19 protein-coding genes are annotated in these 26,394 nt (G+C 54.4%); 14 read left to right on the top strand and 5 right to left on the bottom strand.

What is annotated here, in order from left to right:
• Positions 1-128 precede the first annotated feature (128 nt).
• The 6 genes from NSS83_RS08965 (at position 129) to NSS83_RS08940 (ending at position 7,332) form a co-directional block, all read left to right on the top strand.
• A complete protein-coding gene (locus NSS83_RS08965) occupies positions 129-893 on the top strand; it encodes a YheC/YheD family protein (protein ID WP_341184764.1) in 765 nt (254 codons plus the stop codon).
• Between the two features lie 306 nt (positions 894-1,199).
• Positions 1,200-2,219, top strand: a complete 1,020-nt coding sequence (locus tag NSS83_RS08960) for a LacI family DNA-binding transcriptional regulator (protein WP_036698589.1) — start codon at positions 1,200-1,202, stop codon at positions 2,217-2,219.
• A gap of 125 nt (positions 2,220-2,344) precedes the next feature.
• Positions 2,345-3,340, top strand: a complete 996-nt coding sequence (locus tag NSS83_RS08955) for an ABC transporter permease subunit (RefSeq protein ID WP_341184765.1) — start codon at positions 2,345-2,347, stop codon at positions 3,338-3,340.
• 13 nt (positions 3,341-3,353) lie between these two features.
• Complete coding sequence (locus tag NSS83_RS08950) at positions 3,354-4,241, top strand: carbohydrate ABC transporter permease (RefSeq protein WP_341184766.1); 888 nt, start codon at positions 3,354-3,356, stop codon at positions 4,239-4,241.
• 33 nt (positions 4,242-4,274) lie between these two features.
• Positions 4,275-5,915 carry a sugar ABC transporter substrate-binding protein gene (locus NSS83_RS08945; protein ID WP_341184767.1) on the top strand — a complete coding sequence of 547 codons (1,641 nt, stop codon included), beginning with the start codon at positions 4,275-4,277 and terminating at the stop codon, positions 5,913-5,915.
• Positions 5,916-5,976: 61 nt separating this feature from the next.
• Complete coding sequence (locus tag NSS83_RS08940) at positions 5,977-7,332, top strand: glycoside hydrolase family 30 beta sandwich domain-containing protein (RefSeq protein ID WP_341348058.1); 1,356 nt, start codon at positions 5,977-5,979, stop codon at positions 7,330-7,332.
• A gap of 191 nt (positions 7,333-7,523) precedes the next feature.
• On the opposite strand, the gene NSS83_RS08935 is transcribed toward NSS83_RS08940, so the two are convergent.
• A complete protein-coding gene (locus NSS83_RS08935) occupies positions 7,524-8,531 on the bottom strand; it encodes an ABC transporter substrate-binding protein (RefSeq protein WP_341184769.1) in 1,008 nt (335 codons plus the stop codon).
• Between the two features lie 214 nt (positions 8,532-8,745).
• Between NSS83_RS08935 and NSS83_RS08930 the strand changes: the two genes are divergently transcribed.
• From NSS83_RS08930 to NSS83_RS08920, 3 genes are all read left to right on the top strand, one after another.
• Entirely contained in the window at positions 8,746-9,261 is a 516-nt protein-coding gene (locus tag NSS83_RS08930; RefSeq protein WP_341348057.1) for a hypothetical protein, read from the top strand.
• 183 nt (positions 9,262-9,444) lie between these two features.
• Positions 9,445-10,512 carry a LacI family DNA-binding transcriptional regulator gene (locus NSS83_RS08925; protein ID WP_341184771.1) on the top strand — a complete coding sequence of 356 codons (1,068 nt, stop codon included), beginning with the start codon at positions 9,445-9,447 and terminating at the stop codon, positions 10,510-10,512.
• 88 nt (positions 10,513-10,600) lie between these two features.
• A complete protein-coding gene (locus NSS83_RS08920) occupies positions 10,601-10,837 on the top strand; it encodes a hypothetical protein (protein ID WP_341184772.1) in 237 nt (78 codons plus the stop codon).
• 266 nt (positions 10,838-11,103) lie between these two features.
• Here NSS83_RS08920 and NSS83_RS08915 read toward each other — a convergent pair whose 3' ends face one another.
• Complete coding sequence (locus NSS83_RS08915; RefSeq protein ID WP_341186521.1) at positions 11,104-12,387, bottom strand: IS4 family transposase; 1,284 nt, start codon at positions 12,385-12,387, stop codon at positions 11,104-11,106.
• A 227-nt stretch (positions 12,388-12,614) separates the two neighbouring features.
• Between NSS83_RS08915 and NSS83_RS08910 the strand changes: the two genes are divergently transcribed.
• Positions 12,615-15,863 (top strand): alpha-mannosidase, encoded by a 3,249-nt coding sequence (locus NSS83_RS08910; RefSeq protein WP_341184773.1) that lies wholly within the window; start codon positions 12,615-12,617, stop codon positions 15,861-15,863.
• 504 nt (positions 15,864-16,367) lie between these two features.
• Here NSS83_RS08910 and NSS83_RS08905 read toward each other — a convergent pair.
• A complete protein-coding gene (locus tag NSS83_RS08905; protein ID WP_341184774.1) occupies positions 16,368-18,113 on the bottom strand; it encodes an ATP-binding cassette domain-containing protein in 1,746 nt (581 codons plus the stop codon).
• Positions 18,114-18,181: 68 nt separating this feature from the next.
• Entirely contained in the window at positions 18,182-19,105 is a 924-nt protein-coding gene (locus NSS83_RS08900; protein WP_341184775.1) for an AraC family transcriptional regulator, read from the bottom strand.
• 148 nt (positions 19,106-19,253) lie between these two features.
• On the opposite strand from NSS83_RS08900, the gene NSS83_RS08895 reads away from it, so the two are divergent.
• The 4 genes from NSS83_RS08895 (at position 19,254) to NSS83_RS08880 (ending at position 24,249) form a co-directional block, all read left to right on the top strand.
• Positions 19,254-21,926 carry a glycoside hydrolase family 78 protein gene (locus tag NSS83_RS08895; RefSeq protein WP_341184776.1) on the top strand — a complete coding sequence of 891 codons (2,673 nt, stop codon included), beginning with the start codon at positions 19,254-19,256 and terminating at the stop codon, positions 21,924-21,926.
• A 209-nt stretch (positions 21,927-22,135) separates the two neighbouring features.
• Positions 22,136-22,540 carry an Rrf2 family transcriptional regulator gene (locus NSS83_RS08890; RefSeq protein WP_341184777.1) on the top strand — a complete coding sequence of 135 codons (405 nt, stop codon included), beginning with the start codon at positions 22,136-22,138 and terminating at the stop codon, positions 22,538-22,540.
• 174 nt (positions 22,541-22,714) lie between these two features.
• Positions 22,715-23,647: a methyltransferase domain-containing protein gene (locus tag NSS83_RS08885; protein ID WP_341184778.1), complete on the top strand. Its 933-nt coding sequence runs from the start codon at positions 22,715-22,717 to the stop codon at positions 23,645-23,647.
• Positions 23,648-23,820: 173 nt separating this feature from the next.
• On the top strand, positions 23,821-24,249 hold the full coding sequence (locus NSS83_RS08880; protein ID WP_341184779.1) for a GreA/GreB family elongation factor: 429 nt from the start codon (positions 23,821-23,823) through the stop codon (positions 24,247-24,249).
• Positions 24,250-24,341: 92 nt separating this feature from the next.
• Here NSS83_RS08880 and NSS83_RS08875 read toward each other — a convergent pair whose 3' ends face one another.
• Positions 24,342-26,279, bottom strand: a complete 1,938-nt coding sequence (locus NSS83_RS08875) for an NAD(+) synthase (protein ID WP_341184780.1) — start codon at positions 26,277-26,279, stop codon at positions 24,342-24,344.
• Positions 26,280-26,394 lie beyond the last annotated feature (115 nt).

Raw genomic sequence — 26,394 nt, 5'->3', positions numbered from 1 at the left:
AAGTTAATCTTTTCATACGGGGCAAATGATATATTCCATGGCGCCTCCACCGGCATAGGATGCAGTGAATATGTATTTTTATGTAAAAAAAAAGTGTTGACTCCCAGCCCGGACAGGAGAGTGCATAAGTGACAGCTAAAAAGGTTCAGTCAGGTCAGAGCAAATGGTATAAGACACAACTGCTGCTTAAGAACGAGACAATCAAGGCGTTCATCCCCGATACCCGGAGATTTAACAGGCGTAATCTGGAGCAGATGATGCACGGTTATGGAATGATCTATATCAAGCCGGAACGGGGAACGTATGGCATGGGCGTGATCCGCGCGGAGCGGAGGGACCGGCAGGGATATATGTATCAGTATGAGGAGACCGTGCGCCGGTTCGCTACGTTTGAGGCTTTTCATCACAGTCTGGCGGCAAGAATCGGCAAGAGGAGCTATCTGCTGCAAAAAGGCATCCACCTGCTGAAGCATCACGGGCGGCGCTTCGATATCCGGGTGATGGTGCAGCTCAGTCCCAAGGGTGTATGGGAGGCTACCGGAATTATCGGGCGGCTCGGGCATCCGCGCAAAATTGTGACCAATTACCACAGCGGCGGCAAACCGACCGCAGTAGAGCATTTGCTCTCCACCCATCTGTCTGCGCAGCAGCTTGTGCAGCTTAAGGGAGAAATGAACCGGCTGGGCATACGCATAGCGCAGCAGCTGAAAAAGACTTATCCGCACCACCGGCAGTTCGGTGTAGACGTCGGACTGGACCGCGCGCGGAAGCCGTGGATTATTGAAGTGAATATGAATCCTGACCCATACATTTTTAATCAGCTGAAGGATAAATCTATGTACCGCAGGGTCATGAGATACCGTGGGCTGGGTCTGAAGCGGAAATGCCGTTAGGCTGTGTAGTAGTCAGGCTGCAAAGCAAGTACATCAATACCGCAGGGGGTTCGCCCATCTGCTGATCGGCCGCTATGTCTTCTCCTCAGCCGCCTGCGTGAGAAGACATAGCGAACTCCCGGTACTTTATAGTAAAATAAGATAAATTTAACCACATACCCTCCCTCCGGAAGGGTGGATATTCAAGGTAATCATTAAGCGTATAAAGGTGGCAGGACAAGCTCATGAGAAAAAGTGTTGTATTTAAAGCGGTTTCATGTTACTTTATAGTCAATAAAAACGTTTTTATCAAAAAGGAACATTGATATGGCTAAGATAACGATCAAGGATGTCGCACGGGAAGCCGGGGTCTCCATCTCAACGGTCTCCAACGCCCTGAATGATGTGGATGTGCTGAGCCCGGAGACCAAAGCCCATATTCTGAAGGTGGCCCAGCGCCTGAATTACGTTCCGAATCTGAACGGCAAGCTGCTGAAATCGGGGACCACGAAGATGCTGGGATTCTTCACGACAAGTGTGTCCGGTCCGTACTTCTACAAGCTGGTAGAATCCATGTCCCGTCAGTGCGACCGCATGGGCTATGGCCTGAATGTATTTGTCACCAAGGACAAACAAGTGATTATGAGCAACATCCTCGGAAGACGGGTAGATGGTGTCATTATCTATGAGGAGCTGGGGATCGACGAGCAGGACATTGCCGCGATGAAGAAAGACAAGATCAAGGCGGTGTTTCTGGACAGGGTGCTGGAGGATGAAGGAATGGGCAGCATTATCTTTGATTCCTATGAATCAGGCTATGAGGCTACGAAGTATTTAATCAGCCTGGGGCATAAGCGGATTGCCTATATCTCCGGCGTGGACACGATGTTTGACAGCGTGCAGCGGAAGGAAGGCTATCTGGCCGCGCTGCGTGAATACCAGCTTCCGGTGGAGGAGGATTTTATCCTTCAGGGGTATTTTGAGGAGGACAGCACCTATAATGCCGTGAAGTCTTACCTCCGTCTGCATCCCGCACGAGTCCCTGACGCCTTCCTGGCCGGCAATGATATCAGTGCAATGGGCTGTATTCAAGCGCTCAAGAGCTACGGTTATGAAGTGCCGCAGGATGTCAGCGTGATGGGCTTCGATGATATTGATATCGCACCTTATTATTCGCCGCCGCTCACGACGGTAAGGAATCAGATTGCAAGACAGGGCATGCTGGCGATTGATCATCTGGTCCGCATGATTCAGGACAAGGAGCAGGGTGCGGCACAGAAGCTGCAGGGCGAGCTTGTCGTAAGAGGCTCAAGTCATGTGAAGCTGGAGCGGAAGGACCGCAGATAGAGGGCAGCGGGTGAAACTGATTTTACAGGAGGGGGATTTTTTGCGCCAAAATAAAAACGTTTTTATTGCTTTGTGCACCAATGTGAGCACCATCTGGATATCTCAATGGAGAGGGGGACAAGATCATGAATAAAACATCAGCGTCTGTTGCATCAGCTTCCATCCCGCCAGCAATACCCCCGTCCGCCAAGAAGCCCATGGGGCAGCGGATTAAAGAGTTTGTAACCGATTACAAGAGGCAGTGGGAGATTCAGTCGATGGTGCTGCCAGGCATTATTTTTATGATTATTTTCTGCTACATACCCATCTACGGGCTGACCATTGCTTTTAAGAATTACACGGTCATTGATACCTTATCCACTGCACCCTGGGTGGGACTGGATAACTTCAGGATTATTTTGTCGGACGAATACTTCTGGGATGCTGTTATCAATACGCTGGGCATCAGCTTCCTGAAGCTTGGGATCGGGTTCATCATTCCGATTATTCTCGCCATTATGATCTATGAGCTGAACATGGGCCGCTTCAAAAAATTCGTCCAGACGATCTCCTACCTGCCGCATTTCCTGTCGTGGATCGTCCTGGGCGGGATGCTGATTACCTGGTTCTCTACTTCCGGCTTGTTCAATGAGCTGCTGCTGAACCTCGGGCTGATCTCGAAGCCATCCAACATCCTGCTGGATGCAGGCAAGTACTGGTGGATTGCCACGCTGTCGGATATCTGGAAGGAAGCCGGATGGGGCACGATTCTGTATCTGGCCATTATGGCTAAGATCGACCCCACCTACTACGAAGCTGCCCGGATTGATGGAGCCGGACGGCTGCGCCAGATCTGGAATATCACCCTTCCGAACATGAAGGCGATCATCAGCCTGAACCTGATCCTTACGGTAAGCGGCTTACTCGGCTCGAATCTGGATCAGACGCTGGTCTTGATGAACTCGCAGAACCGGGAGAAAGCAGAGGTCATCAATTCCTATGTCTACCGGATGGGGATGACGCAGGGCGATTTCTCTTATGCTACGGCTGTCGGCCTCGGTGTCTCCATTGTTTCAGTAATCCTGCTGCTTATGGCCAACAAGGTCACCAGTAAATTGAACGATAATCAATCCGTGTTGTAGAGGGGGCGTTAGAGTGAATCGGAAGGTCATACGGGAAGATCTCGACAGCCGGATCTTTGATGCGGTAAATAAGGTGTTGTTGGTCTGCTTCATGGTTATTATCCTCGTTCCCTTATGGAACGTCATTATCTCCTCCCTTAGTTCGGGCAGGGCGCTTGCCGAAGGCGGATTCATTTTCTGGTCCAAAGAATTCTCACTGGAGAATTACCGGGCGGTCTTCAATGACAGCACGATCGGCCAATCCTTCGTGGTCTCGGTCGCCAAGACATTCATCGGGGTGATCACCCACGTGTTCTTTTGCGCAATGATCGGCTACGGGCTCAGCAAAAGATATATCCGAGGCCGCAAGCTGTATGTGGCGATGGGTGTGATCACGATGTTTTTCTCCGGCGGAATGATTCCGACGTATCTGCTGATCAAATCGCTCGGGCTGCTGAACACCTTCTGGGTCTACATTATCCCCGCATTATTCAGCTATTACGATGTGGTGATTCTGATGAACTTTTTCCGTAACGTGCCGGATTCGCTGGAGGAGTCGGCTAAGATTGACGGCGCAGGCGATTGGCATATTTTCCTGAAAATCTTCATTCCGCTCTCCATGCCCGCGATGGCAACCATCGCCCTGTTCAACGGGGTGGGACAATGGAACGACTTCATGACCACGAAGCTGTACATTACCGATCAGGCGCTCTACCCGCTGCAGATGAAGCTATATGAGATTATTGTGCAGTCGCAGACCCAGTCCATGCAGAATATCGGAGGCTCCGTCGTCATTGAGACCACCACCAAAGGAGTACAGCTGGCGACTATTGTTATTACTACGCTGCCAATTGTTGCGATGTATCCCATTCTTCAGCGGTACTTCATCTCCGGCATGATGCTGGGAGCGGTCAAGGAGTAGAAGAGGTTCACTACATTATAGGAGGTCACGAAGATGATCAAGATGACTAAGGTTCTCGGCAAAAAGACACTGAAGCCCGCGCTGCTCCTGATGGCAGCTATGCTGGTGGCGGCAGGGTGCAGCTCCGGCGGCGGTTCCACTAAGGAAGTAGAGGTATCACTTGAAGGCCGGTATACGGTAGACCCGGAGACTCCGGCCTGGCAGCTGGATAAGAAAGAGGAGCCTACGGACTTAACCTGGTATGTGAACGCGGACTGGTGGAACACGGACTTCGGCAAGGATGTAGTCACTAAGAAGATCAAAGAGGATCTGAACATTAATATCAAGTTCATTACCGGGGACGATACGAAGCTGAATACATTCTTCGCGGGCGGCGATATGCCGGATCTGCTGACCATCTTCGACTCCAATTCCCCGGTTGTGCAGAAGGCCGCCACCTGGGCGCTTCCGCTGAACGAGCTGGCGGAGAAGTATGATCCGTATTTCAACAAGGTGGCCGCTGCCGACACGCTGAACTGGTTCCAGCTGAAGGACGGCAAAACCTACGGTTATCCGAACTATTCCAATACCCAAGCGGATTATGACAGCGGCAATATTCCGGCGAAGACGGCTTTTGTCATCCGCAAGGATGTGTATGAGACGCTTGGCAGCCCTGACTTCGGGACCCCGGAGGCCTTCAGGAAGTCAATGAGTGAGATTAAGGCCAAGTTCCCGGACATGATTCCCTTCGGGTTCAACGCAATTGGAGAAGGGACCGGCTCGCTCGGCGATGCGCTGCAGGATTTCATCGGCGTTCCGCTGGAGACGGAGGACGGCAAGTTCTACAACCGCAATCTGGATGAGGATTATCTGACTTGGCTGCGGACGCTGAATGCCGTGTACCGGGACGGGGCGATCAGTGATGACAGCTTCGCGGATGACGGAACCGGCTTTGAGGAAAAGGTGAAATCCGGCAAATATGCAACGATGCTGCTTGACGGTACACCTCAGCAGGGCGGCAATCTGCAGATTTTCATGAGTGCCAATCCAGGTAAGGAGTATATGGCTGTTGACGGGCCGCAGAGCACCGTAGGGCATCAGCCGACCCTCAATCAATCCGGGATTACCGGCTGGATGATCAATTACATTACGAAGAATTGCAAGGACCCGGCCAAAGCGATTCAAATCTTCACCTACCTGCTGAGCGAGGAAGGGCAGAAGCTGATGAACTACGGGGTTGAAGGCGTGACGTATAAATTGAACCCGGACAGTACAGTTGAGCTGCTGCCGGAAGTGAAAGACCTGCAGCTTAATAATGCGGATAAGTTCAAGAAGGACTACCGGATGGGCGAATTCATGTTCTTCGGACATGACCGCCACAAAGCGCTGAGCAAGGACGCTTTCCCCGAGTCGATCAAGCAGATGCAGGAATGGGGCAAAGGCAAGCTGAAGCCGCACTTCATCCTGGAGAACATTAACCCGGATCAGGGAACGCCGGAGGCCCGCGGCCAGACGGCCATTAATACGAACTGGAACACTACGCTGGTCAGCATGATCCGTGCGAAGGACGATGCAACCTTCGACAGTGTTCTGGCGGAGCACAAGGCCTTCCTGGATAAGAACAACTGGGACAAGATTGTCGAGGTCCGCAGCGAGAAGATGAAGGCCAACAAGGAGAAGCTGGGCATTAAGTAAGCATGATACATGGAAGGAGCCCGCTTGGGCCCTTTTCTATAAAAAGATGGAGGGATAACCTATGCGTGAAATTATCATGTACCACTCTAACGGTGAGGATGAGCTGTTTGTGGAGCAAGTGGCCGCAGAGCTGCCGCGGCTACCGGCCGATGCGCTAACTGCCACCATTGAAATAGATGCCGGTCAAACGTATCAGGTGATGGATGGCTTCGGAGCTTCCTTCACCGACTCGGCCGCCTACCTGATCCATCTGGTGCTTGATGCCGGGCAGCGGACGGAGGTTATGCAGAAGCTGTTCGATCCGCTGGAGGGCATCGGCTTGTCCTTCCTGCGCAATCCCATGGGGGCATCGGATTATGCCAGAATGGTTTACAGCTATAACGATATGCCTGAAGGCGGGAGCGATCCGGCATTAGCCAGATTCTCCATTGCCCATGATGAAGCGGACATCATTCCGCTGGTGCAGGAGGCACTCAGGCTTAATCCTGAGCTTAAGCTGATGGCTTCGCCGTGGAGCGCCCCGGGCTGGATGAAGACCAGCGGCTCGATGATCGCAGGGAGTCTGAAGCCGGAGCACTACCAGGTGTATGCGGATTATTTCGTCCGCTTCATTCAGGCTTATGCCGCTCATGGCTTACCTATCTATGCTGTCACTGTGCAGAACGAACCGCTCTATGAACCGCAGCACTACCCCAGCATGCTGATGCTGCCGGAGGAGCAGCGGGAGTTCATCCGGGATTATCTGAAGCCGGCCTTCCAGGAGCACGGGCTGGACACCAAAATCTTCTGCTACGATCATAACTGGGACCGGCCGGATTATCCGCTGTCTGTGCTGAAGGGAGCGGAAGCGGAGGTAGACGGTGTGGCCTGGCACTGGTATGGCGGTGCGCCGTCAGCCCAGTCGGAAGTGCTGGCGGCTTACCCGGATACAGAGGTGCATTTCACCGAAGGCTCGGGCGGGGAATGGATTCCCCCGTTCGAGCAGGCCTTCTCCAATGTGATGCGCACGGGTATTGAGATTCTGCGGAATCACAGCAAGTCATTCGTGCTATGGAATATGGCCTTAGATGAGCAGAACGGCCCCACCGTGCCCGGCTTCGGCCAGAGCACCTGCCGCGGGGTAGTGACCGTCAACCAGCAGACCCGGGAGCTGACCTATACCCTGGATTATTACGCATTGGCACACTTCAGCAAGGTGATCCGTCCCGGGGCATTGCGCCTGGCTTCTAACGCCAGCCGGGAGCATCTGCGCTCGGTTGCCTTCCGCAACGCGGACGGCTCGCTAGCCGCCGTCCTGTTCAACGACAGCGAAGCCGTAGAGACCGTGTCTGTGCGGCTGGAGGGGGAGGAGCTGCTGACCTGCTCTATCGCCGCGAAGGGCGCGGTTTCGGTGAAGGTGGCGTGTAAGAGGAAGTAGTGGTTTAGTATAGATGAAGACTCAGGCTGCCGGAATTTTCCGGACAGCCTGAGTCTTTTTTGGAAAGCAGCAAGGGAATATCGCCCTGGCGGAGTGTATACGGAAAACCGATTACAATGCGATGGCATGAGAATGCGCGGTCCAAATGTAATCGGAAAACCGAATACATTCGGTCGACGCGATTTTTCTAATTACTGTTTACCTTTGAAAATACCCGCGATCTCATCCAGCAATCTATCCAGCGTAATCGGGTCGTCGAAGTTATATTTGCTGTCAAGAGTATACACGCGGCCTTCTTTGACGGCGGGAATAGCCTTCCACAAGCCGCTGTCCATAAGTGCGTTTTGTCTCGCAACTGTTTTGCTGCTGGTGTCGGTAAGAAGGAACATATGCTTTCCAATATACTGCGGCAGCACCTCGTCGGAGATGGTTACGAACCGTTCACTGGCATCGACCAGCTTCTGTACGCCTTCTGCCGGCTTGAAGCCAAGCTGTCCGTACAGCGTTTCGTTCAGACCTTTGCCGCCCATAATGTACAGCTCGGAGCCAAGTACAAGCAGGGAGGTGGCTGTATCGCCTTCAGTCAGATTGAGCTGCTGCTTCACGGAGGCAACCTTCGTCTTATAATTGTTGAACCATGTATCAGCCTGTCCGGTGATGCCGAATAATTCTGCGATCTGGCGGACACGCTCCTCCGTCGGGAAGGTGCCGTCCAGTCCAACTACCACCGTCGGAGCAATCTGGCTCAGAGATTCAATACCGGTCTCGTCCCAGTCGTCGAAGATAATCAGGTCGGGTGAGAGGGTAAGGATTTTCTCAGGGGAGAAAGGGTAGCCGATATCTTCAATCCCTTCGAGCAGATCGGGGTAAGCCACCTGTGTACCGATGACGCTTAACGTAGCCCCTATCGGCTTGATGCCTAGCGCCAGCAGGTCGCCCGGATTACTGCCAACATACACAATCTTCTGGGGCTGGGTTGGAATCTCAACCTCCCGTTTCTTGTAATCGGTATACTTCCGTGTTGCAGCCGCCTCCGTGACAGCCGCCTGGCTGGCCTCCGGTGCTATAGTGGATTGACTTGTGGCAGCGGGTGTAGGAGCTGACGCAGTTGTTGCATTGTCTGGCTTGCCGCAGGAGGCCAGGATCAAGGTGAAGAGAAGCAGGGTTAACGGGAGTATTAATTTTTTGAGGCTTGGCATGTGCAATGCTCCTTTAGAGAGTATGTATTTTAATGATGATGATAATCATTATCATTTAATTATGATAGAGAGGAATAGCTATGTTGTCAATCCTTAAGCTGCTTTTATCTCACTTGGAAAAAATAACTGAAACCTGTTTCTGCCGGAGAGAAGCACCCGCTGCAATAAAATGATAGAATAATAGTCATAGTCTTATACAGGGAGTGAATTTCTTATGAAAAAGATTGCTGCCGGCGTCATTGCCGGAGCGATACTGATGGTGGGTGCGCAGGCGCTGGGCGCTTCTGCAACACTGGTAGGAAAGGCCATTCAGGCGGAGTATACGGTAAATGTGTATGGGAAGAAGCTGGCCGATCCGGCTATTGTTATTGACGGCAAAAGCTATGCGCCCGTGCGCGCCATCGGCGAACTGGCCGGATTCCAAGTGACAGTAAAGGGTAAAACAATCAGCCTGGACGATAAAGGGCGGCCAGCGCCTCCTTTGTCTGACGAGAAGAGCTCACTGGTTGGTCCTGCGCCGGTTAGCACCCCTGATCCTGCCATCACTGCGGCCAAGAGCAAAATTGATATTATTGACGAGAAGATCGATGCCGTAGTTACTAACATCCTGACCACCAGCAGCCAGCTGAAGACGAGTCCCGGCAATGCCGAGCTCAAGCAGAAGCTGGAACAGTACAAGGAAGAATACGCCGACCTGCTGAAGCAAAAGGATCAGGAGCTGCAGCGATAATAATCTGCCCCGTAGCCATGAATGAGGTTGATCATGGGCTGCGGGGCTTTTTTTTGAAATCTAGAATTTATATGTTTCACGCGAGGGCGGATATTCCGGCCTTAACTTGCTTTTCCAGCGCCATAAGAAAGCGCTATACTTTGTTTTATAACACGTGTTATACTTTCCTTGAGGTGCTGAATTATGAGCAAAAAAAGAATAACCAGCTTCGATGTAGCCAAACGGGCAGGTGTGTCCCGCAGCGTAGTCTCTGCGGTGCTGAATGATACGCCTGGCATTGGCGTTGGAGCCGATACGCGCGAGGCTGTGCTGGAAGCCATCCGTGAGCTGAATTATCATGTGGATGCCGGTGCGCGCAGCATGAAGACGGGCAGAAGCATGACGCTTGCCGCTTATGGGGATACGCGCCATCCGCTGTTCATCCGGCTGCTGGAAGGGATGCAGCGGGAGTGTGAACTGGGCGGGTATCACATCCTGCTCTGTTCCCCGCGCCCCAAGGGGAATGCGGGCGGCAGGGCCGAGCTGCTGGAATTGTATCACCAGCGGAAGATTGACGGGATAGTTACCCTGGACCACACCAGCTACAAGGATGAGGAGTGGGCGTCCCTTGTCAGCGCTGCCGGAGTCCCCTACGTCTCCGTGGAAGGGTATGCGGAAGTGCCGGGTGTACACTCTGTACTTGCTGATTATTCAGGCAGTGTAGAGACCGCAATGAATTATTTGATGCGGGAAGGCACAGCACAGCAGCCTGGGCCGGTCTACGCGGAGGTATATCATGCGCTTGACACGGATAACTGGGCGGAGCGGAACCGCCGGGAAGCCTACGCAAGCTGGTGCACATCGCGCGGGCTGGAGCCGGTGATCATTCGTTTGGAGGAGCATGGCAGCGCGTGGGCAGATTGTCTCCAGAGGCTTACGGTGGGCAGCGGCCAGCCGAATGCGCCGCTCCTGGTCAACTGGTCGAGCGCGATTCCCGACCTGTACCGGGCTGCTCATAAGCTGGGCCTGCGGATCGGCGAAGACCTGCGCATTATGGCAGCAGACAACACGATTCAAGGCGACCGGCTCAGCCTGCCCTCCTTAAGCTGCGTAGAGATCCCCTATGTAAGTATGGGAGAAGAGGCCGTACGCTGCCTGCTTCAGCAGATGAGCGGCGCGAACGGGAACATGAGCGGCGGGACCGGGAACAAGGCTGGTCAGGCGGAGAAAATCTGGCTTCCGGCTGTGTTAAGGGCGGGAGAAAGCTCGTAGATTGTGGTGCAAGTAAAACTAAAATGTTAGCTGCTGGAGGTATTGGAGATAGTGCGGTTGGTGGCGTGGAGTGTGCCGGGTGGGCTGGATGGATCGGATATGGAAATTCAGAGGGATAAATCCCTCTGAATTGGCTGGAAGTAGGCTGAATGCTGATATGAGAGGGATAAATCCCTTTGAGTTGGCTGAAAATGGGCCGGATGCGGAAATGAGAGGGATAAATCCCTTTGAGTTGGCTGAAAATGGGTCGGATGCGGAAATGAGAGGGATAAATCACTTTGGCTCGGCTGGAACTAGGTTAGATATGCTACTTGAGGTATTTTAGGTGAGCAAATGAAGAGCATTCGTGCCCCTGAATTAGCCGAAAATGAGCTAGGTGAGCAAATGAGGGGCATTAGTGCAGTAATTTTGCAAAAAACATAACACGGTATATCAACAGGGGGCTGGTTACCTAAAAAGGATATCTTTCCACCTTCGTCTGAGGGAGATTTTGCTGGGGGAGCGCTCAAAAGACAAAAAAAGCCTTCTTCCAATTTAACGTTAACAACACCCGTTTTTTTGGATTGGTCTAGCTTCAGTTGTTTGTCTTTGTTAGTAAAAGAGAATGCGCTCTTTTGTCAGCCGTTTGGGATGGATCCTTGGCCTGCCACCCTTTTTCCTTCGCCCCTTGCTGGTTCGCGTCTTGACCCAGTTAAGATGGTTTAGAAAATCCGTGTATTCTCCAGTCAAATACAACCGGAATACTGCTAATACTCGCCCGATTCGCTGGTGGGGGGCATGGCGCAAACGAAGGTGCTCACATAGCACATAAGCAATCAGATTTAAATAAATCTGGTTCCATACCGCGGCCGGTGTACAACTGCTGTACAGTTTTTTGAGGTGGAGGCTCGACTTCATGAACTTAAAAAAGAGTTCCACCTTCCAACGATACCGGTACAACTCCGCCACCTCTGCCGCCGTCACATCCCAGCGATTCGTCAGGACACGAGCCGGGTGAGATTTTCCTTTCTTGTCCACATAGGTGTACTCCACGAGTCGAAACCTACCTGTTTCCCCGGTTTCCGGCGAAGTGATTTCCACCGTGGCATCCTGTTTCAGAAAAGGCTTCGTGACTTTCCGCGTCCGGAGAACCTTCGCCTTGCTATTGTTCTTCAGACGGGCAACAAACTTGATTCCACTGCGCTCCCAGGCTATAAATTGCGCATAATGGATGTAGCCCCGGTCCAGCAAATAAGTGAATGCTTTCTGGAGCACCAGGTGCTTCAGGACTTCCGAATCCAAGTCCGCCACCGTTCCAGTGGACAGCACCGAAGCAGTAGGAATGGCGCTAGATTCGCCGGTTAACTGCACGCAGGTGTGCAGTTTCACCGCATTCGTCCCGGCTTGCTGAAACGCCCACTCCCCGCGAAGCTTTCCCACGGTTATGGTGGAGGAATCGACGGCTGCTAAAGGACCGAGTTTCTGTAAGTGCTTGGGCAGAGGAGGTCCTTCTCTTTCCAGTAACTGCTGGAGGCGGGAGTGATAGAGGTCTCGCAGCTGTTCAGGTGGTAATTGGCTGAGCCTCCGGTTCAGAGACGATTGGTGGATGGAGGTCACCCCGGTCCACTCTTGATAGCACGGCGTCCGCACCAGAGTGTCTACTATATTTTGTACTCCGGGACGACGACTCAATAGGGCTTCTAAAAAAAGAAAGACAGTACTGCCCCAGTTCAGTTTTTTGGCGTATCGGTCACCGAACAACAAGCGACTCTTCGTTTCTAACCATGAAGTGACTTGACACAACAACCCTTTTTCCGCTAACTTATAAAGCAAGAGATCTCCTTTCGTGGGTGTCGTAACAACTTCTACGATAAAGGAATCTCTTTTTTTGTGCAATTTTTTGGACTTCCATTACATGGTAGGTTGTTTGCAAAATTACTGGCATTAGTGCTCTTGAATTAGCCGAAAGTGGGCCAGGTGAGCAAATGAGGGGCATTAGTGCTCTTGAATTAGCCAAAAGTGGGCCAGGTGAGCAAATGAGGGGCATAAGTGCACCTGAACTAGCCCGCCCACCACTTTTGCCCGCTTGATAACACGTGTTATAACATGGGAGGAGAATGTTAATGTTCTGGACAGAAGAGAAGCTTGGTGCGCGGTTGAGAGAGCTCGAGGGGTACCGGTACCGTGAACGGATTGAGTTAGTGGAGTGGCAGGTTACTGAGGATCTTGAAGGTGCTAACGGTGCTTATCCGCCTGCACTTGACGGGGGAAGGAAGCTACGGACCGGGGAGTATTGGACCGGCTATGATGCTTATCTGTGGCTGTACCGCAAGGTAAACGTTCCAGCCGAATGGCAGGGGAAACGTGTGGTCGGGTTGTTCGATTTCGGGCGCACCGGCGGGGGGAATAACAGCGGGTTTGAATCGCTGCTCTATCTGGACGGGAAGCCTTATCAGGGCGTGGACTCCAACCATCAGGAGGTATTCCTGGAAGACGGCGCGGCCGGGCGGGAACTGGATTTCACCTTCCGCTTATGGTCGGGCCTGAACGGCGACGGGCAGCTGATTCCGCAGGAGCACAAGATCAAGCGGGCAGAGCTGGCCTATCTGGATGAGTCCGCCGACAACCTCTACTACACCGGGCGGGCGGCGCTTGGCACCATTAAGCAGCTTTCGGACAGCCGGACCGAGAAGCATGAGCTGCTGGCCGCCTTGAACAAGGCGTTCAACAGGCTGGACTGGTCCAGACCTGGAAGCGCGGCGTTCTATGCTTCGGTTCAGGAAGCCGAAACACTGCTGCGTGAGGCGCTTGCCCGGATGGAGCAGGAGCATCCAGTGACGGTAACCGCTATCGGCCATACGCACATTGATGTGGCCTGGTTATGGCGCTTAACTCACACCCGAGAGAAAGCAGCCCGCTCCTTCTCCACCGTACTGCGGCTGATGAAGGAGTTTCCGGAGTACATTTTTCTTCAGACCCAGCCTCAGCTCTATGCATACATCAAGCAGGATTACCCGGAGATCTATCAGGAGATTAAAGAACGGGTGGAAGAGGGCCGCTGGGAAGCCGGAGGGGCGATGTGGCTGGAAGCGGACTGCAATCTGACGAGCGGCGAGTCGCTGGTACGGCAGATTTTGTACGGGACGAAGTTTTTCCGCGAGGAGTTCGGGGTGGACTGCAAATACTTATGGCTGCCGGATGTGTTCGGGTATAGCTGGGCGCTGCCGCAGATTCTGCGCAAGTCGGGCATTGACACCTTCATGACCACCAAGATCAGCTGGAGCCAGTACAACCGGATGCCGCATGATACGTTCCAGTGGAGAGGAATTGACGGCAGCGAGGTGCTGACCCATTTCATCACGACGCCGGAGGGCCCGGAATCGGGGGCCTGGTATTACACCTATAACGGCCTGATCGAGCCTTTCTCCGTGCAGGGCATCTGGGAACAGTACCGCGACAAGAACCTGAACCGCGAGCTGCTGCTGTCCTATGGTTACGGGGACGGGGGCGGCGGTGTCAACCGCGAGATGCTGGAGATGCGGCGGCGGCTGGATACGATGCCGGGTCTTCCCCAGGTGAAGACGGGCCGGGCAGCGGAGTACTTCGAGCGGCTTCATGAGACGATAGACAGGGCGGAGGAGTATGTGCACACCTGGGACGGGGAGCTATACCTGGAGTACCACCGGGGAACCTATACCAGCCAGGCCTATAACAAAAAAATGAACCGCAAGCTGGAACTCCTCTACCGCGAAGCGGAATGGCTGCAGATGCTGTGGGCGGCGGAGAGCGGCGAATTTAGCCAGTATCCTGCGGATTCGCTTTTGGAAGGCTGGCAGACCATTCTGCGCAACCAGTTCCACGATATTATTCCCGGTTCCTCCATTCATGAGGTGTATCAAGACTCACGCGTAGAATACGCGGAAGCAGAGCAGATCGGCCTGGCAGCACGGGCGGCTGCTGCGGAGGGGCTTGTCGGTCTCGCATCTGGACCTGCTGCAGATTCGCCTTCAGCGCAAGCCGGTCTCGCATCTATGTCTGCCGAGGGTTCGCCTGCGCCGCAATCCGGTCTCTCACCGGCAGAGGCCCCGCTGCGCACCGAATACACGCTGTTCAACAGCGCCTTCTTCACCGCGCCCCGGCTGGCAACTGTGCCTCATGATGCAGAGAATGCTGTCTGGACAGACGCCGAAGGCAACCGGCTGAACGCACAACGCTCCGGCGGGCAGTGGCTGGTGGAGACAGCGGCGGTTCCGGCGCTGGGCAGTACAGTGATTGTTGCCGCTGAGCCTGGCGGTTCCGAAGCTGCTCAGCCAGACCCCTCCATTCCGTTCCGCTGGCAGGATTCCACACTTACGACTCCTTATTATATTCTGGAGTGGAACACAGACGGACAGCTGAGCCGGGTCTTCGACCGCAGCGCCGCTCGCGAGGTGCTGGCCCCGGGAGAATGCGGCAATGTGCTGCAGGTGTTCGAGGATAAGCCGAAGATGTTCGATGCGTGGGATATTGATTTATTTTATCAGGAGAAAATGAAGGTCATCACCGCTCTGCGCTCCGTCAAGCTGACTGAATGCGGCCCGCTCCAGGCGGTGCTGGAATTCAACTGGACCTACATGGATTCTACCATTATCCAAAAGGTTAAGGTGTACGCCGGAAGCGCGCGGATTGATTTCGAGACTTACGTAGACTGGCATGAGCAGCATCAGCTGCTGAAAACGGCATTCCCGGTAGCTGTGCGGGCGACGGAAGCGACTTACGATATCCAGTTCGGCAACGTAAAGCGGCCGACGCACTGGAATACAAGCTGGGATTATGCACGGTTCGAGAGCGTGGGCCATCAGTGGGCGGATCTGTCAGAACGGGGCTATGGAGTCAGTCTGCTGAACGACTGCAAATATGGCTATGACATTAAGGATCATACGATGCGTCTGTCGCTGATCAAATCGGCGACCAGCCCCGACCGGCTGGCGGACCAGGGCGAGCATCACTTCACATATGCCCTGCTGCCGCATGTAGGGGATTGGGTGGCTGCGGGGACGGTACAGGAAGCATGGGCGTTGAACCAGCCGCTCCTGGCTGTGGAAGGAGCCTATACTGCCGGAAGCGGCAAATCCTTAATTACCTGCGATGCCCCGAACATTGCCATCGATGCTGTCAAGCTGGCCGAGGACGGCAGCGGATGCATAGTCCGGCTGCATGAGTATACCGGCACACGCTGCTCGGCGAGTGTCAGCAGTGATTATACCGTCTCCTCCTGGCAGCTGCGCGATCTGATGGAGCGGCCGCTGAATACAGAGGCCATAGACGGTTCAGCGATCCGGCTTGATTTCAAGCCTTATGAGATTCATACGGTTCATTTGACTTTTGGCTAATGCTTAAGTCTGATCTGCCCGTCCAGGCAGGTTAAGGCACATCTAAAAGACCGCCATTCCGGCAGGGGAGCTTTCACACACCCTGCCGAAATTGGCGGCCTTTTTTTATTGTTTAGGAAATTGTGGCGCGAATGTATGCGGAAAACAACACACATTTGCTAGCGCGCAGGCGCACCGCCCTAATATATGCGGAAAACAGCATACATTTGCTGGATCACAGGCGCACGGGTCGAATGTAAGCGAAAACAGCATACATTGTGCTGGCGCGCAAGCGCAACGGCGAATGTATGCGGAAAACAGTATACATTTGCTGAATCACAGGCGCACGGGCCAAATGTAAGCGAAAAACAGCATACATTTGCTGGTGCACGGGCGCAACGGGCGAATGTATGCGGAAAACAACACACATTTGCTAGCGCGCAGGCGCACAGCCCTAACGTATGCGGAAAACAGCATACATTAGCTGGCGCCAGGTGTTCTAATGTACTACAGTTCGCTGTGTACTTACATCCGCTTAATCAGCTCTTCCAACTCGATGACCAGACTTTTGGCAAGCTCAAAATTGTTATCCTTCAGCGCCAGTTCTACCCGGGTCTCGGCCGCTTTCTTCTTCTGCTCCAGCTCCAGATAATCCTTATCGAAATGCAGGGCATAGATCATCTTCTTGAATTTCTTGATCGTCATCTTGCGGATTGTCTTATCGTCAATAATCAGCACATAATCCATCCCGTTGACCACGGAATAGAAGTCATGCGAGATCATAAGAATTGCGCCCTTATACTCCTGGATGGCTTGGTCCAGAGCGATTTGCGTGTAGGTATCCAGATGGCTGGTCGGCTCATCGAGCAGCAGGACATTGGCCTTCAGAGCAGATACCTTGGCCAGCTGCAGCAGATTTTTTTCGCCGCCGGACAGGGCTGCTATTCTCTGGTTCACAATCTCGCCTTCAAAGCCATAGGATGCCAGGTGGGTGCGGATCTCATCATACGTAGCCATTCCGGCCTCGATGAATTCTTCGAGCAGGGTGTTCGAATCTGTCAGCACTTCGCCTTGAAGCTGGGACAGATAAGCTACCGTAGCCTCCGGGCTCAGGGTTATAGAGTCGTGCTGGCCCCGCGCGATATCGCGCAGCAGGGTTGTTTTGCCGGTACCGTTCGGACCGATCAGGGCGACTTTATCACCAGCATTCATCTCGAAGCTAACCTTGTCCAGCAGCAGCTCATCGAAGGCCGCCCGGTAATCCTGGACTGTCACTACAGGAGCGTCCGCGTTCTGCGGCTCATGCACCATTCCCAAATGAATCTGGGGCTGCTTAATGTCCACGAACGGCGCTTTGATTCTGCGGGCCTCCAGTCTTTCCTGGAACTTCACTCTGGCTTTGAGCGCTCTCCCTCTGGAGGCTTCTGAATTATACGTGGCGATGACCCGGAGGTTGTCGATGATGTTCTCGTTGCGCTCAATCTCTTCCTGTTCGGCGAGGGCCAGCTCCTGCAGCTCTATTTTGGTCTGAAGCAGGGAGAGGTTGTATTCCAGATACCGGCCGTCGAACTCCTGAAGCTCCTTGTTCTCAAGGTGAATGATTTTGTTAAAACAATGGTTAAGCAGATAACGGTTGTGCGTAACCACCAGCAGAATTCCCTTATGGGAGTTAATCAGCTGCCGGAGCGCATTCAGGTTCTCGAAGTCCAGGAATACATCCGGCTCATCCATAATCAGGAAGTCGGGACGGTTCAGCATTTCCTTCATGACCTGAACTAGCTTGAATTCCCCGCCGCTCAGCTCGGATACCTTGAGGTCCCTGCGCTTCATGAGGTCCGCCAGATTCAGCTTTTTGTGAATGAGGCTCTCGTAATCATCTCCGCCCAAGGCCTCGTAAGCGTCCAGAGCCAGTTGATACTTCTCCAGCAGCGGCTCAATGTCCTCCGAGGTCTCCATCTCTGTGCAGATGAGCTGTATTTCCTCCTGTAGCTTAATGAAGGGTCCGGCTATATATTCAAACACGGTAGTGTCGGCAGGCAGGTCCGGCTTGGCGAACTGGCTGACATACCCGATGCTGCAATCAGGCTCCATCTCAATGCTGCCGTCGAACAAATATCTGTCCCGGTCCATCAGAATGTCGATCAGGGTGCTTTTTCCGCTGCCGCTGGTTCCGATAAAAGCGCAATGCTGCGCCTCTTCGAGCGTAAACGAAATGTCAGTGTAGAGCTCTTTTTGCGGGAAGGAGAAGGACAGGTGTTGAACTTTAATCATAGGACTACCTTTCTGTGTAGCTGGAATGGAGTTTACCGTTGATAGCCTAACACTATTTATCAATAACATCAATCATTCTGCGTCAAAGTTATTCCTCCCGCCTCATCGCTTCCGCCATGTGTCCTTCCGGGCGTCTGCCGGTAACTCCCCGGCGTGGTTCCGATGATCCGCTTGAAGACCAGAGTGAATGTCGACGGATCGTGGTATCCTACCTGCTCTGCAATGAGCTGTACGGGTGTCTTGGGCTGCTGGACCAGCAGCAGACAGCTTTTCTGAATCCGCACGTTCTGGAGATAACGGTAGAAGGTCTGCCCGGTATGCGCCTTGAACAGCCGCTGAAGATGCCGTTCGCTCCAGTCGAAGCTGCGTGACAGATGCGTCAGGGTAATCTCCTGCACATAGTTCAGCTGGACGTAATTCAGAATCTGCAAAAACTGCGTCTGCCTGCCCAGCGGAAACTGAACCTCATCATGCTTCAGTCTGTAGATACTGATCAGAAGCTGAACGAACAAGGTCAGCAGGTAGCTGTCCGATCCGCTTTGCGGCAGGTGAACCTCGCGGTGAAGCGAGAGGAACAGGCTCTCGATGGAGCCGTTCAGGTCCGTCACGGAGAAGGAAGGCAGCCGGTGTTCTCTGATCTGCTCCAGGTAGGAGGCAATCAGCGGGTCTTGAATCATGGGGGCAAGACGGTCCAGCAGCTCCGGCTTAAACAAACAATTGTACACGACAAGCGGCTCACGCATTAAACTGGGTGAAGACGGGCGGAAGACATGGGAGACACCGACAGGAATGTAGTGCAGCTGGCCCTTGCCTGTCGGGTGAGCCTTCTGGCCGATATAATGAAATCCTTTGCCCTCGGCCACGAAGGTCAGCTCCATGAAGTCATGGGAGTGAAGCGGAAGATCATAGCTCTCGGTAGCGCGGTTCACATATAACAGGAGATTGCCCCGGAAGAAATACTCCCCTTTTAGCGTATGGTTGGCCGAATCCATCAATTCCCTCCTCCAGATCCAGAAAGTCCTTTTTACCCCCGTGAAATGTCCATATTGCAGGTCATGCAAACCATGCGGAATCCTATAATTGTAATAGAAAGCGCGTCATATATACAGGATTAATCCTATAAAAGACGAGGTGTATTCAATGATAGCTATTCAAAAACCGCGAGTGGAGTACCAGGAGAATCCGCTGGGACTGGATATCCGTAATCCAAGAATCAGCTGGCAGCTGCGGGCGGATGAGCGCGATGTAAGGCAGCAGGCGTATCAATTACAGGTGGCAGGCGCGGCGGATTTCGGGAGCGTATGGTGGGACTCGGGCAGAGTGGAGTCGGGTGAATCTGTCCATATCGAGCTGAAAGAGCTGGAGCTGCAGTCCAGGACGCGTTATTATTACCGGGTTAAAATATGGGATCAGCACCATCGTTCCACGGAGTGGTCCGTGGCGGCCTGGTGGGAGATGGGGCTGCTCTCGCCGGAGGAGTGGACCGCAGAATGGATTACGGCTCCGCTGGCCTGTCTGGCGGAAGATGCAGAGCAAAGCCCGCTGCTGCGCGGAAGCTTCCAGGTGGACCGGCCGGTCGCCCGTGCCAGAATCTATGTGACCAGTCTCGGGCTGTATGAGCTGGAGCTGAACGGAACACGGGTAGGAGACACTTATCTCAATCCGGGATGGACCAGTTACAGCCACCGCCTGCAATACCAGACGTATGATGTGACCCCGCTGCTCACCCTTGGGGACAATGCGGCGGGTGCCTGGCTCGGGAACGGCTGGTACAAAGGGAATCTCGGCTGGGAGCACAGGAAGCATATCTATGGCAGCCGGACAGCGCTGCTGATGCAGCTTCATCTCACCTATGAGGACGGCACGGAGCAGATCATAGGAACCGGCCCGCAGTGGAAAATCTTACCCGGCCCTATCCTGATGTCGGAGCTGTATCATGGCGAGACCTATGACGCCCGCCTGGCGCAGCACGGCTTCAGCCTGCCGGGGTATGACGACACGTTGTGGACACCGGCGGAGATTCTTCCGTATGCCAAGAATATTCTGCTTGCGCAGGAGAATGATCCGGTCCGGGCAGTCCAGGAATTGGCACCTGCGGCCTTCATCCGCACCCCGGCAGGGGAGACTGTGCTGGATCTCGGACAGAATATGGTCGGCTGGCTGCGGTTCACCGTAGATGGCGCGGCGGGTCAGGAATATCAGTTGCGGCATTTCGAGGTGCTGGACCAGGCGGGCAATGTGTATACCGAGAACCTCCGGACGGCCAGACAGACCGTTACTTATATCGCCCGAGGCGGGGGCAGGGAGAGCTTCCAGCCGCGGTTTACCTTCCAGGGCTTCCGGTATGTCCAGCTGATCGGCTTCCCGGAACTGCTGGATCTGCAGGACTTCACAGGCGTGGTGCTGCATTCCGATATGGAGCCAACCGGCACCTTCACCTGCTCGAACCCACTGCTGAATCAGCTCCAGCACAACATCCTGTGGGGGCAAAAGGGCAATTTCGTCGATGTGCCGACCGACTGTCCGCAACGGGATGAACGGCTAGGGTGGACCGGGGACGCGCAGATGTTCATCCGCACGGCGGCGTATCTGATGAATGTGGCCCCCTTTTTCAGCAAATGGCTGGGGGACTTGGCAGCGGATCAGCGGGAGGATGGAGGAGTTCCATACGTGATTCCGCATATATTGGGGGAGGAGGCACATTCCTCTGCGGCGTGGGGCGATGCGGCGGTCATCTGTCCATGGACGATCTACCAGTGCTATGGGGATAAGCGGATTCTGGAGCAGCAGTACAGCAGCATGCAGGGCTGGGTGGAATATATCCGCCGCCAAGGGACAGATGAGTTCCTATGGAATACCGGCGTCCACTTCGGAGATTGGCTGGGTCTGGATGCCAAGGCGGACAGTCATGTGGGGGCTACGGACCGGAATTATATTGCAACGGCCTTCTATGCTTATTCGGTCCAGTTAATGGCAAAAACGGCGAAGGTGCTGGGCCGGACAGAAGATGTGGAGAAGTACTCGCAGCTGCATCACCGGGTCAAGGATGCGTTCAACCAAGCGTATATCCTGCCAGCGGGGGAGGAAGGTCCGGCTACCCAAACAGCCTGTGTGCTGGCCTTGATGTTCGGTCTGGTGGAAGGAAGTGCCAAGGATCGCACGGTTGCAAGACTTATCGAACTGCTGGAAGCGAGCCATTATCATCTTACGACAGGCTTCGTGGGCACGCCTTATCTGACTCTGGTGCTGGCGGAAGCGGGCCGTTACGATGCCGCCTACAAGCTGCTGCTCCAGACGGACTATCCGTCCTGGCTGTATCCGATTACCCGCGGCGCAACTACCATCTGGGAGCACTGGGACGGAATTAAGGTGGACGGCAGCTTCTGGAGCAAGGAGATGAATTCCTTCAACCACTATGCTTACGGGGCGGTAGGAGACTTCCTGTACCGTTATGTGGCCGGGATCGAACAGACAGAGGAAGGGCCGGGCTATAAGCAGTTCCTGATCCAGCCGCATCCGGGAGGCGGACTCACCTCGGCTGCCGCCAGTCTGGAATCCATGTACGGGAAGATCCGTTCCGAATGGACAATAGACTCCGGGATAATCGGGCTGACCGCCGTGGTTCCCCCGAATACCTCGGCTACGGTACTGTTGCCGGACGCCTTGCTGGCTGAAGTATCGGAGACGGGAATGGAGGCTGGACAGCCGCTTGAGCAGACCCCTGGTATTCATTCCGCAGAGCAGATGGCACAGGCGGTGAAGGTTACGCTCGGCTCCGGGGAATACAGATTCCAGTACCCTTTGCGGAAGTAAGGGGAGTGTAGATGGGGCTGTTTCAGCCACTGATCATGCTGCAAAGCAGAGCCTACGGGAGTAAGGGGCTCTGTTTTTTGTTGTGTGCTGGAAAGAATCCTCCACCCATTCCACTCTCCTGCCCCTTGCAATCTTCCCACATAAGCGCTATTATAGATAAATAAAGTCTTCAATTAAAGACATAGTCCTTATGTAAGGTGGAATAAGACATGAAATACTCCAAAGCAACGAACTACGCCCTGCACACGATGCTGTTCCTGGTGGCGCACACTCCCGATAAGCCGATGGGCGTGCAGCAGCTTGCCGAGCGGCAGAATGTATCGCCTACGTATTTGTCCAAGATTCTGACCAAGCTGGTCAAGGCCGGGCTTATCGAATCCGCATCCGGGGCCAATGGCGGGTATCGTCTGCGGCGCAAGGGGGACGAAATCTCGTTCCTGGATATCATCCATGCCATTGAAGGCACAGCGTCGCTGTTCGACTGCACGCTGGACCATCCCAGTCAGTGTCTGATTCAGCAGGAGATGGTCAAGGCCGAAGGGCAGATGGAGGATTATCTGCGGAATAAGATGATGTCAGAGCTGGCGGATAAGATGCGGGCATGTCAGCAGTAAGAACTGGCTGAGCAAATACGGTCATGGCGCAAGAACGGCTGCCGGGCTGTGTTCTGCGTGGTTCCCGCCAAAAACGGCTGCCGTCCCTCTAAGGGCGTCAAGGCCGTTTTTGCCGGATGTATTATGGATATTCAAAGTCTATTAAGTCTGTATATAAGAGAGGATGAATGATTAATGAATAACGGATTATTCGATGCAAGCGTATGGGAGAAGGCCTGGAAGGAAGATCCCAAGGCAATGGCTAACAAGTTCAAGGCGATGGGCATGAACCCGCACACGAGCTTCGATCATAAAGCCGAGGTGTTCAATGAAGAGGTCTTCAGCAGTGCCGGGCGGGACCGGAGTGAGCGGATTATCGGCTGGATGGAAGGCCAGGGCGTGGATTTTAACGGGTTGACAGTTCTCGATGTGGGCGCAGCCTCGGGCGGGTTCACGGTTCCTTTTATCGAGCGGGGGGCCAAGGTTACAGCAGTAGAGCCTAATGTTCCCTTAGCGGAGCTGTTCCTGAAGAACACTGCCGGAGCGGCTCCCGGACAGGTGGAGCTGGTGCACGAAGCGTTCGAGAATATAGACATTAGCGCACGCGGCTGGCTGAATGCCTTCGATCTGGTCTTCGTGTCCATGTGTCCGGCGGTGTTCGACTGGGAGAGCACGGAGAAGGTGATCAGCTGTGCCCGGCAATACTGCTATATCAGCACCTCGGCAGGTGTGCAGGAGCATAGTCTGATGAATGAAGTGCTGCCGCTGCTGACGGGCCGGGAGGTTCATGCGGAGTCCTCAGATATGGCTTATCTGACGCAATTATTATATTTGAAGGGCTATTCCTATGAGACGATTATTACCCGAGAAGCGAAAAGCAAGGAGCTGACCTTGGAAGCAGCAGCCGCTGAGGTGATGGAAATGCTGCCGCTGCATCATCTGGACGGGGGAGAGGCTACCCGCAAGGTAGTTACAGACTATCTGCACACGGCCTACCCGCAGCAGCAAGTCGTTATCCGCCAAGGCGGACGGTTCGGCAAGGTGCTGATTAAGCTGCAGGACCTGAATATGTACAGCCGGGCCGCTGCCGTGGCGTCCGGGAAATCTGCCGATTCTGTGAAGCGTTGAACAGGAGCACGCCATCCCCTGCACATGAGATTGTCTTTCCTAGGAAAGATGCTATCATAGAGAATAGGTCCCTGCGCGGGATCTATTTTCTTATATAGGAGGACTGAGGGCTATGAGCAGGAACAAGCGTATTTTCGAGCATGACCTGATGAAGAAGGTAGGTGAAATCTACTATGAGCCATAGTCTCAGAACCGTTTCCTTGCGCGAAGAGCTGGTGCAGCAGCTGGTCTATCTCGATGAGCATAAATTCTCTATTCTGGACAGGGGAACATGGGAGTCTCCGGCTGAGCGGGCAGAGGTACAGGCGATGATCAAAAGCTATCAGGAGACGGTGGAGCGGATTCTGTCCGGTGACAACGATGCGCTAGAACGTTCTATGGTATTGGTCGGTTCCCGAGTGTCGCTGCGTATCGGGCAGGAGACGCTGAAGGATACGTACCGGATTGTAATTCCTGGTGAAGCTGAGCTGGATGAATTCTGCATTTCACTCTGGTCGCCTATGGGCAGAGGGCTGATTCTGGCGTGTCCGGGTGAGACGGTAACGATTCAGACCCCGTTCGGCAGCGATGAAGTCTTGATTCTTGATAATAGGTACGAGTGAAGCTATTTGCTGACAAAAAAGAGGCGTCCCTGATCATCCTGCGATGATGGGGGACGCCTTTTTGCCTTCGGCCTTGTCACTGCGGCCGGGAGTTACAATTCTTCGATTTCCTGCAGCCAGAGCGCGGCAGAAGCATCGCTTGGCATGCGCCAGTCGCCGCGCGGCGAGAGGCTGACCGTACCGACCTTCGGTCCGTCCGGCAGGCAGGAGCGCTTGAACTGCTGGGTGAAGAAGCGGGTGACGAACACCTTCAGCCAGGCGGTCAGCTGCTCCTTGGGATAAGCACCGCCGAAGGCGTGCTGGGCGAGATAGAGCATTTTGCCGGGAGAAGCGCCAGTACGCAGCATATAATACAGGAAGAAGTCATGCACAATGTAAGGCCCCAGGATATTCTCGGTCAGCTGGACGATCTCTCCGGTTGCCGAAGGCGGCAGCAGCTCCGGGCTGATTCCGGTCTCGATAATGCTGTAGAGGTACTTGTTCACCGTCTCGTCGGCTTCATGGTCTGCATACCAGGCGACAACATACTGGATCAGCGTCTTCGGAATACCCGAATTCACGCTGTACATCGACATATGGTCGCCGTTATAGGTACACCAGCCCAGCGCCAGCTCGGACAGGTCGCCTGTACCGATGACAATCCCGCCGTTCTTGTTGGCGAGATCCATCAGGATCTGGGTACGCTCGCGGGCTTGTACGTTCTCGTAAGTCAGGTCATGCACCTCGGGGTCGTGGCCGATGTCCGCGAAGTGCTGGAGGCAGGCCGCCTTGATGTCAACGACCTTCATCGTGGCGCCAAGCGCCTTGATCAAGCCTACAGCATTGTCGTAGGTGCGGCTGGTCGTGCCGAAGCCCGGCATCGTGACCGCCAGCACATCGCTGGCCGGACGTCCGAGCAGCTCCATAGCCCGCACGGCAACCAGCAGCGCAAGCGTAGAGTCGAGGCCGCCGGAGATGCCGATCACAGCCTGCTTCGTGCCGATGTGGCGGATACGCTTCATCAGGCCGGAGGTCTGGATCGAGAGAATCTCCTGGCAGCGTTCGTCCCGCTGGAGCGGATTGCCCGGCACGAACGGATTGACGCCTACGTTCCGTTTCAGCTCCCGTGGGGTGCTGCTGCCAAGCGGCGCGGTATAGAGAATCTCGCGGTAATTGCGTCCGCCCTTGCCTGCCCGGAACGTGCCCATCACGGTACGGGAATACTGCAGCCGCGGCAGGTCAATGTCGGCGGTAATCATCCGGCTCTCATGAGTGAAGCGTTCCGATTCGGCCAGCAGCTGGCCGTTCTCCGCGATCAGCGAATGTCCGCCGAAGACAACGTCTGTTGTCGATTCCCCGGTATTACAGCTGGCATAGACATAACCGGCCACACAGGAGGCGGACTGGCCGCCGACCAGCTGGCGGCGGTAATCGGCCTTACCGACCAGCTCGTTGCTGGCCGACGGGTTGAACAGCAGCGTCGCACCGGCTTGGGCCAGCAGGCTGCTTGGCGGCACCGGCACCCAGAGATCCTCGCAGATCTCCACACCGAACGACAGATTCCCGTCGCTCTCACAGGCAAAAATCAAATCATTGCCGACCGGCACCGCCGATCCGCCGATCCGCAGCTCGGACACCTCCAGCTCGCCGGCTCCCGCGAACCAGCGCGGCTCGTAGAATTCGCTGTAGCCGGGAATGCAGGTCTTGACCACAATCCCGAGAATACGGCCCTGCTGGAGCACAGCGGCACAGTTAAACAGCCTGCTTTTGATGGAGACCGGCAGGCCGGCAATGACAATCATCCGGTGCTCTGCCGTCGCGGCCGTAATCCGCAGCAGCGCCTGCATCGCGGATTCCAGCAGCCGGGGCTGGAGGAACAGATCCGCACAGCTGTAGCCGGTGATGCACAGCTCCGGGAGTACCAGGTACTCCACCTCCTGGGCGCTGGCTGTATTGATGGCTTCAATAATCTGGTCTGCATTGAATACGCAGTCAGCCACCCGGAGTTCCGGGGAAGCGGCGGCGACTCTTGCGAATCCGTAATTCTGCATTCATTTCACCTGTCCTTTATCTGTCCTGTTGTTGAGATACCTATCTATTAATTGTACCCATCAATGGTCACCGGTAACAAGCAGGGATTATCACAAGCGCTTCCATTTACCTTCT

It is taken from the genome of Paenibacillus sp. FSL H3-0469 (assembly GCF_038051945.1).
In the GTDB taxonomy this organism is placed as follows: domain Bacteria; phylum Bacillota; class Bacilli; order Paenibacillales; family Paenibacillaceae; genus Paenibacillus_AQ.
This window is presented reverse-complemented; position numbering and strand designations above follow the sequence as displayed.

Excerpts from the sequence above, each read along its gene's own strand:
- NSS83_RS08880 (WP_341184779.1), top strand. The coding sequence starts at position 23,821 with ATGAGCCATAGTCTCAGAACCGTTTCCTTGCGCGAAGAGCTGGTGCAG.
- NSS83_RS08920 (WP_341184772.1), top strand. The coding sequence starts at position 10,601 with ATGGATCGGATATGGAAATTCAGAGGGATAAATCCCTCTGAATTGGCT.
- NSS83_RS08935 (WP_341184769.1), bottom strand. The coding sequence starts at position 8,531 with ATGCCAAGCCTCAAAAAATTAATACTCCCGTTAACCCTGCTTCTCTTC.
- NSS83_RS08900 (WP_341184775.1), bottom strand. The coding sequence starts at position 19,105 with ATGGATTCGGCCAACCATACGCTAAAAGGGGAGTATTTCTTCCGGGGC.
- NSS83_RS08945 (WP_341184767.1), top strand. The coding sequence starts at position 4,275 with ATGATCAAGATGACTAAGGTTCTCGGCAAAAAGACACTGAAGCCCGCG.
- NSS83_RS08960 (WP_036698589.1), top strand. The coding sequence starts at position 1,200 with ATGGCTAAGATAACGATCAAGGATGTCGCACGGGAAGCCGGGGTCTCC.
- NSS83_RS08875 (WP_341184780.1), bottom strand. The coding sequence starts at position 26,279 with ATGCAGAATTACGGATTCGCAAGAGTCGCCGCCGCTTCCCCGGAACTC.
- NSS83_RS08885 (WP_341184778.1), top strand. The coding sequence starts at position 22,715 with ATGAATAACGGATTATTCGATGCAAGCGTATGGGAGAAGGCCTGGAAG.
- NSS83_RS08895 (WP_341184776.1), top strand. The coding sequence starts at position 19,254 with ATGATAGCTATTCAAAAACCGCGAGTGGAGTACCAGGAGAATCCGCTG.
- NSS83_RS08940 (WP_341348058.1), top strand. The coding sequence starts at position 5,977 with ATGCGTGAAATTATCATGTACCACTCTAACGGTGAGGATGAGCTGTTT.
- NSS83_RS08955 (WP_341184765.1), top strand. The coding sequence starts at position 2,345 with ATGAATAAAACATCAGCGTCTGTTGCATCAGCTTCCATCCCGCCAGCA.
- NSS83_RS08890 (WP_341184777.1), top strand. The coding sequence starts at position 22,136 with ATGAAATACTCCAAAGCAACGAACTACGCCCTGCACACGATGCTGTTC.
- NSS83_RS08910 (WP_341184773.1), top strand. The coding sequence starts at position 12,615 with ATGTTCTGGACAGAAGAGAAGCTTGGTGCGCGGTTGAGAGAGCTCGAG.
- NSS83_RS08925 (WP_341184771.1), top strand. The coding sequence starts at position 9,445 with ATGAGCAAAAAAAGAATAACCAGCTTCGATGTAGCCAAACGGGCAGGT.
- NSS83_RS08930 (WP_341348057.1), top strand. The coding sequence starts at position 8,746 with ATGAAAAAGATTGCTGCCGGCGTCATTGCCGGAGCGATACTGATGGTG.
- NSS83_RS08905 (WP_341184774.1), bottom strand. The coding sequence starts at position 18,113 with ATGATTAAAGTTCAACACCTGTCCTTCTCCTTCCCGCAAAAAGAGCTC.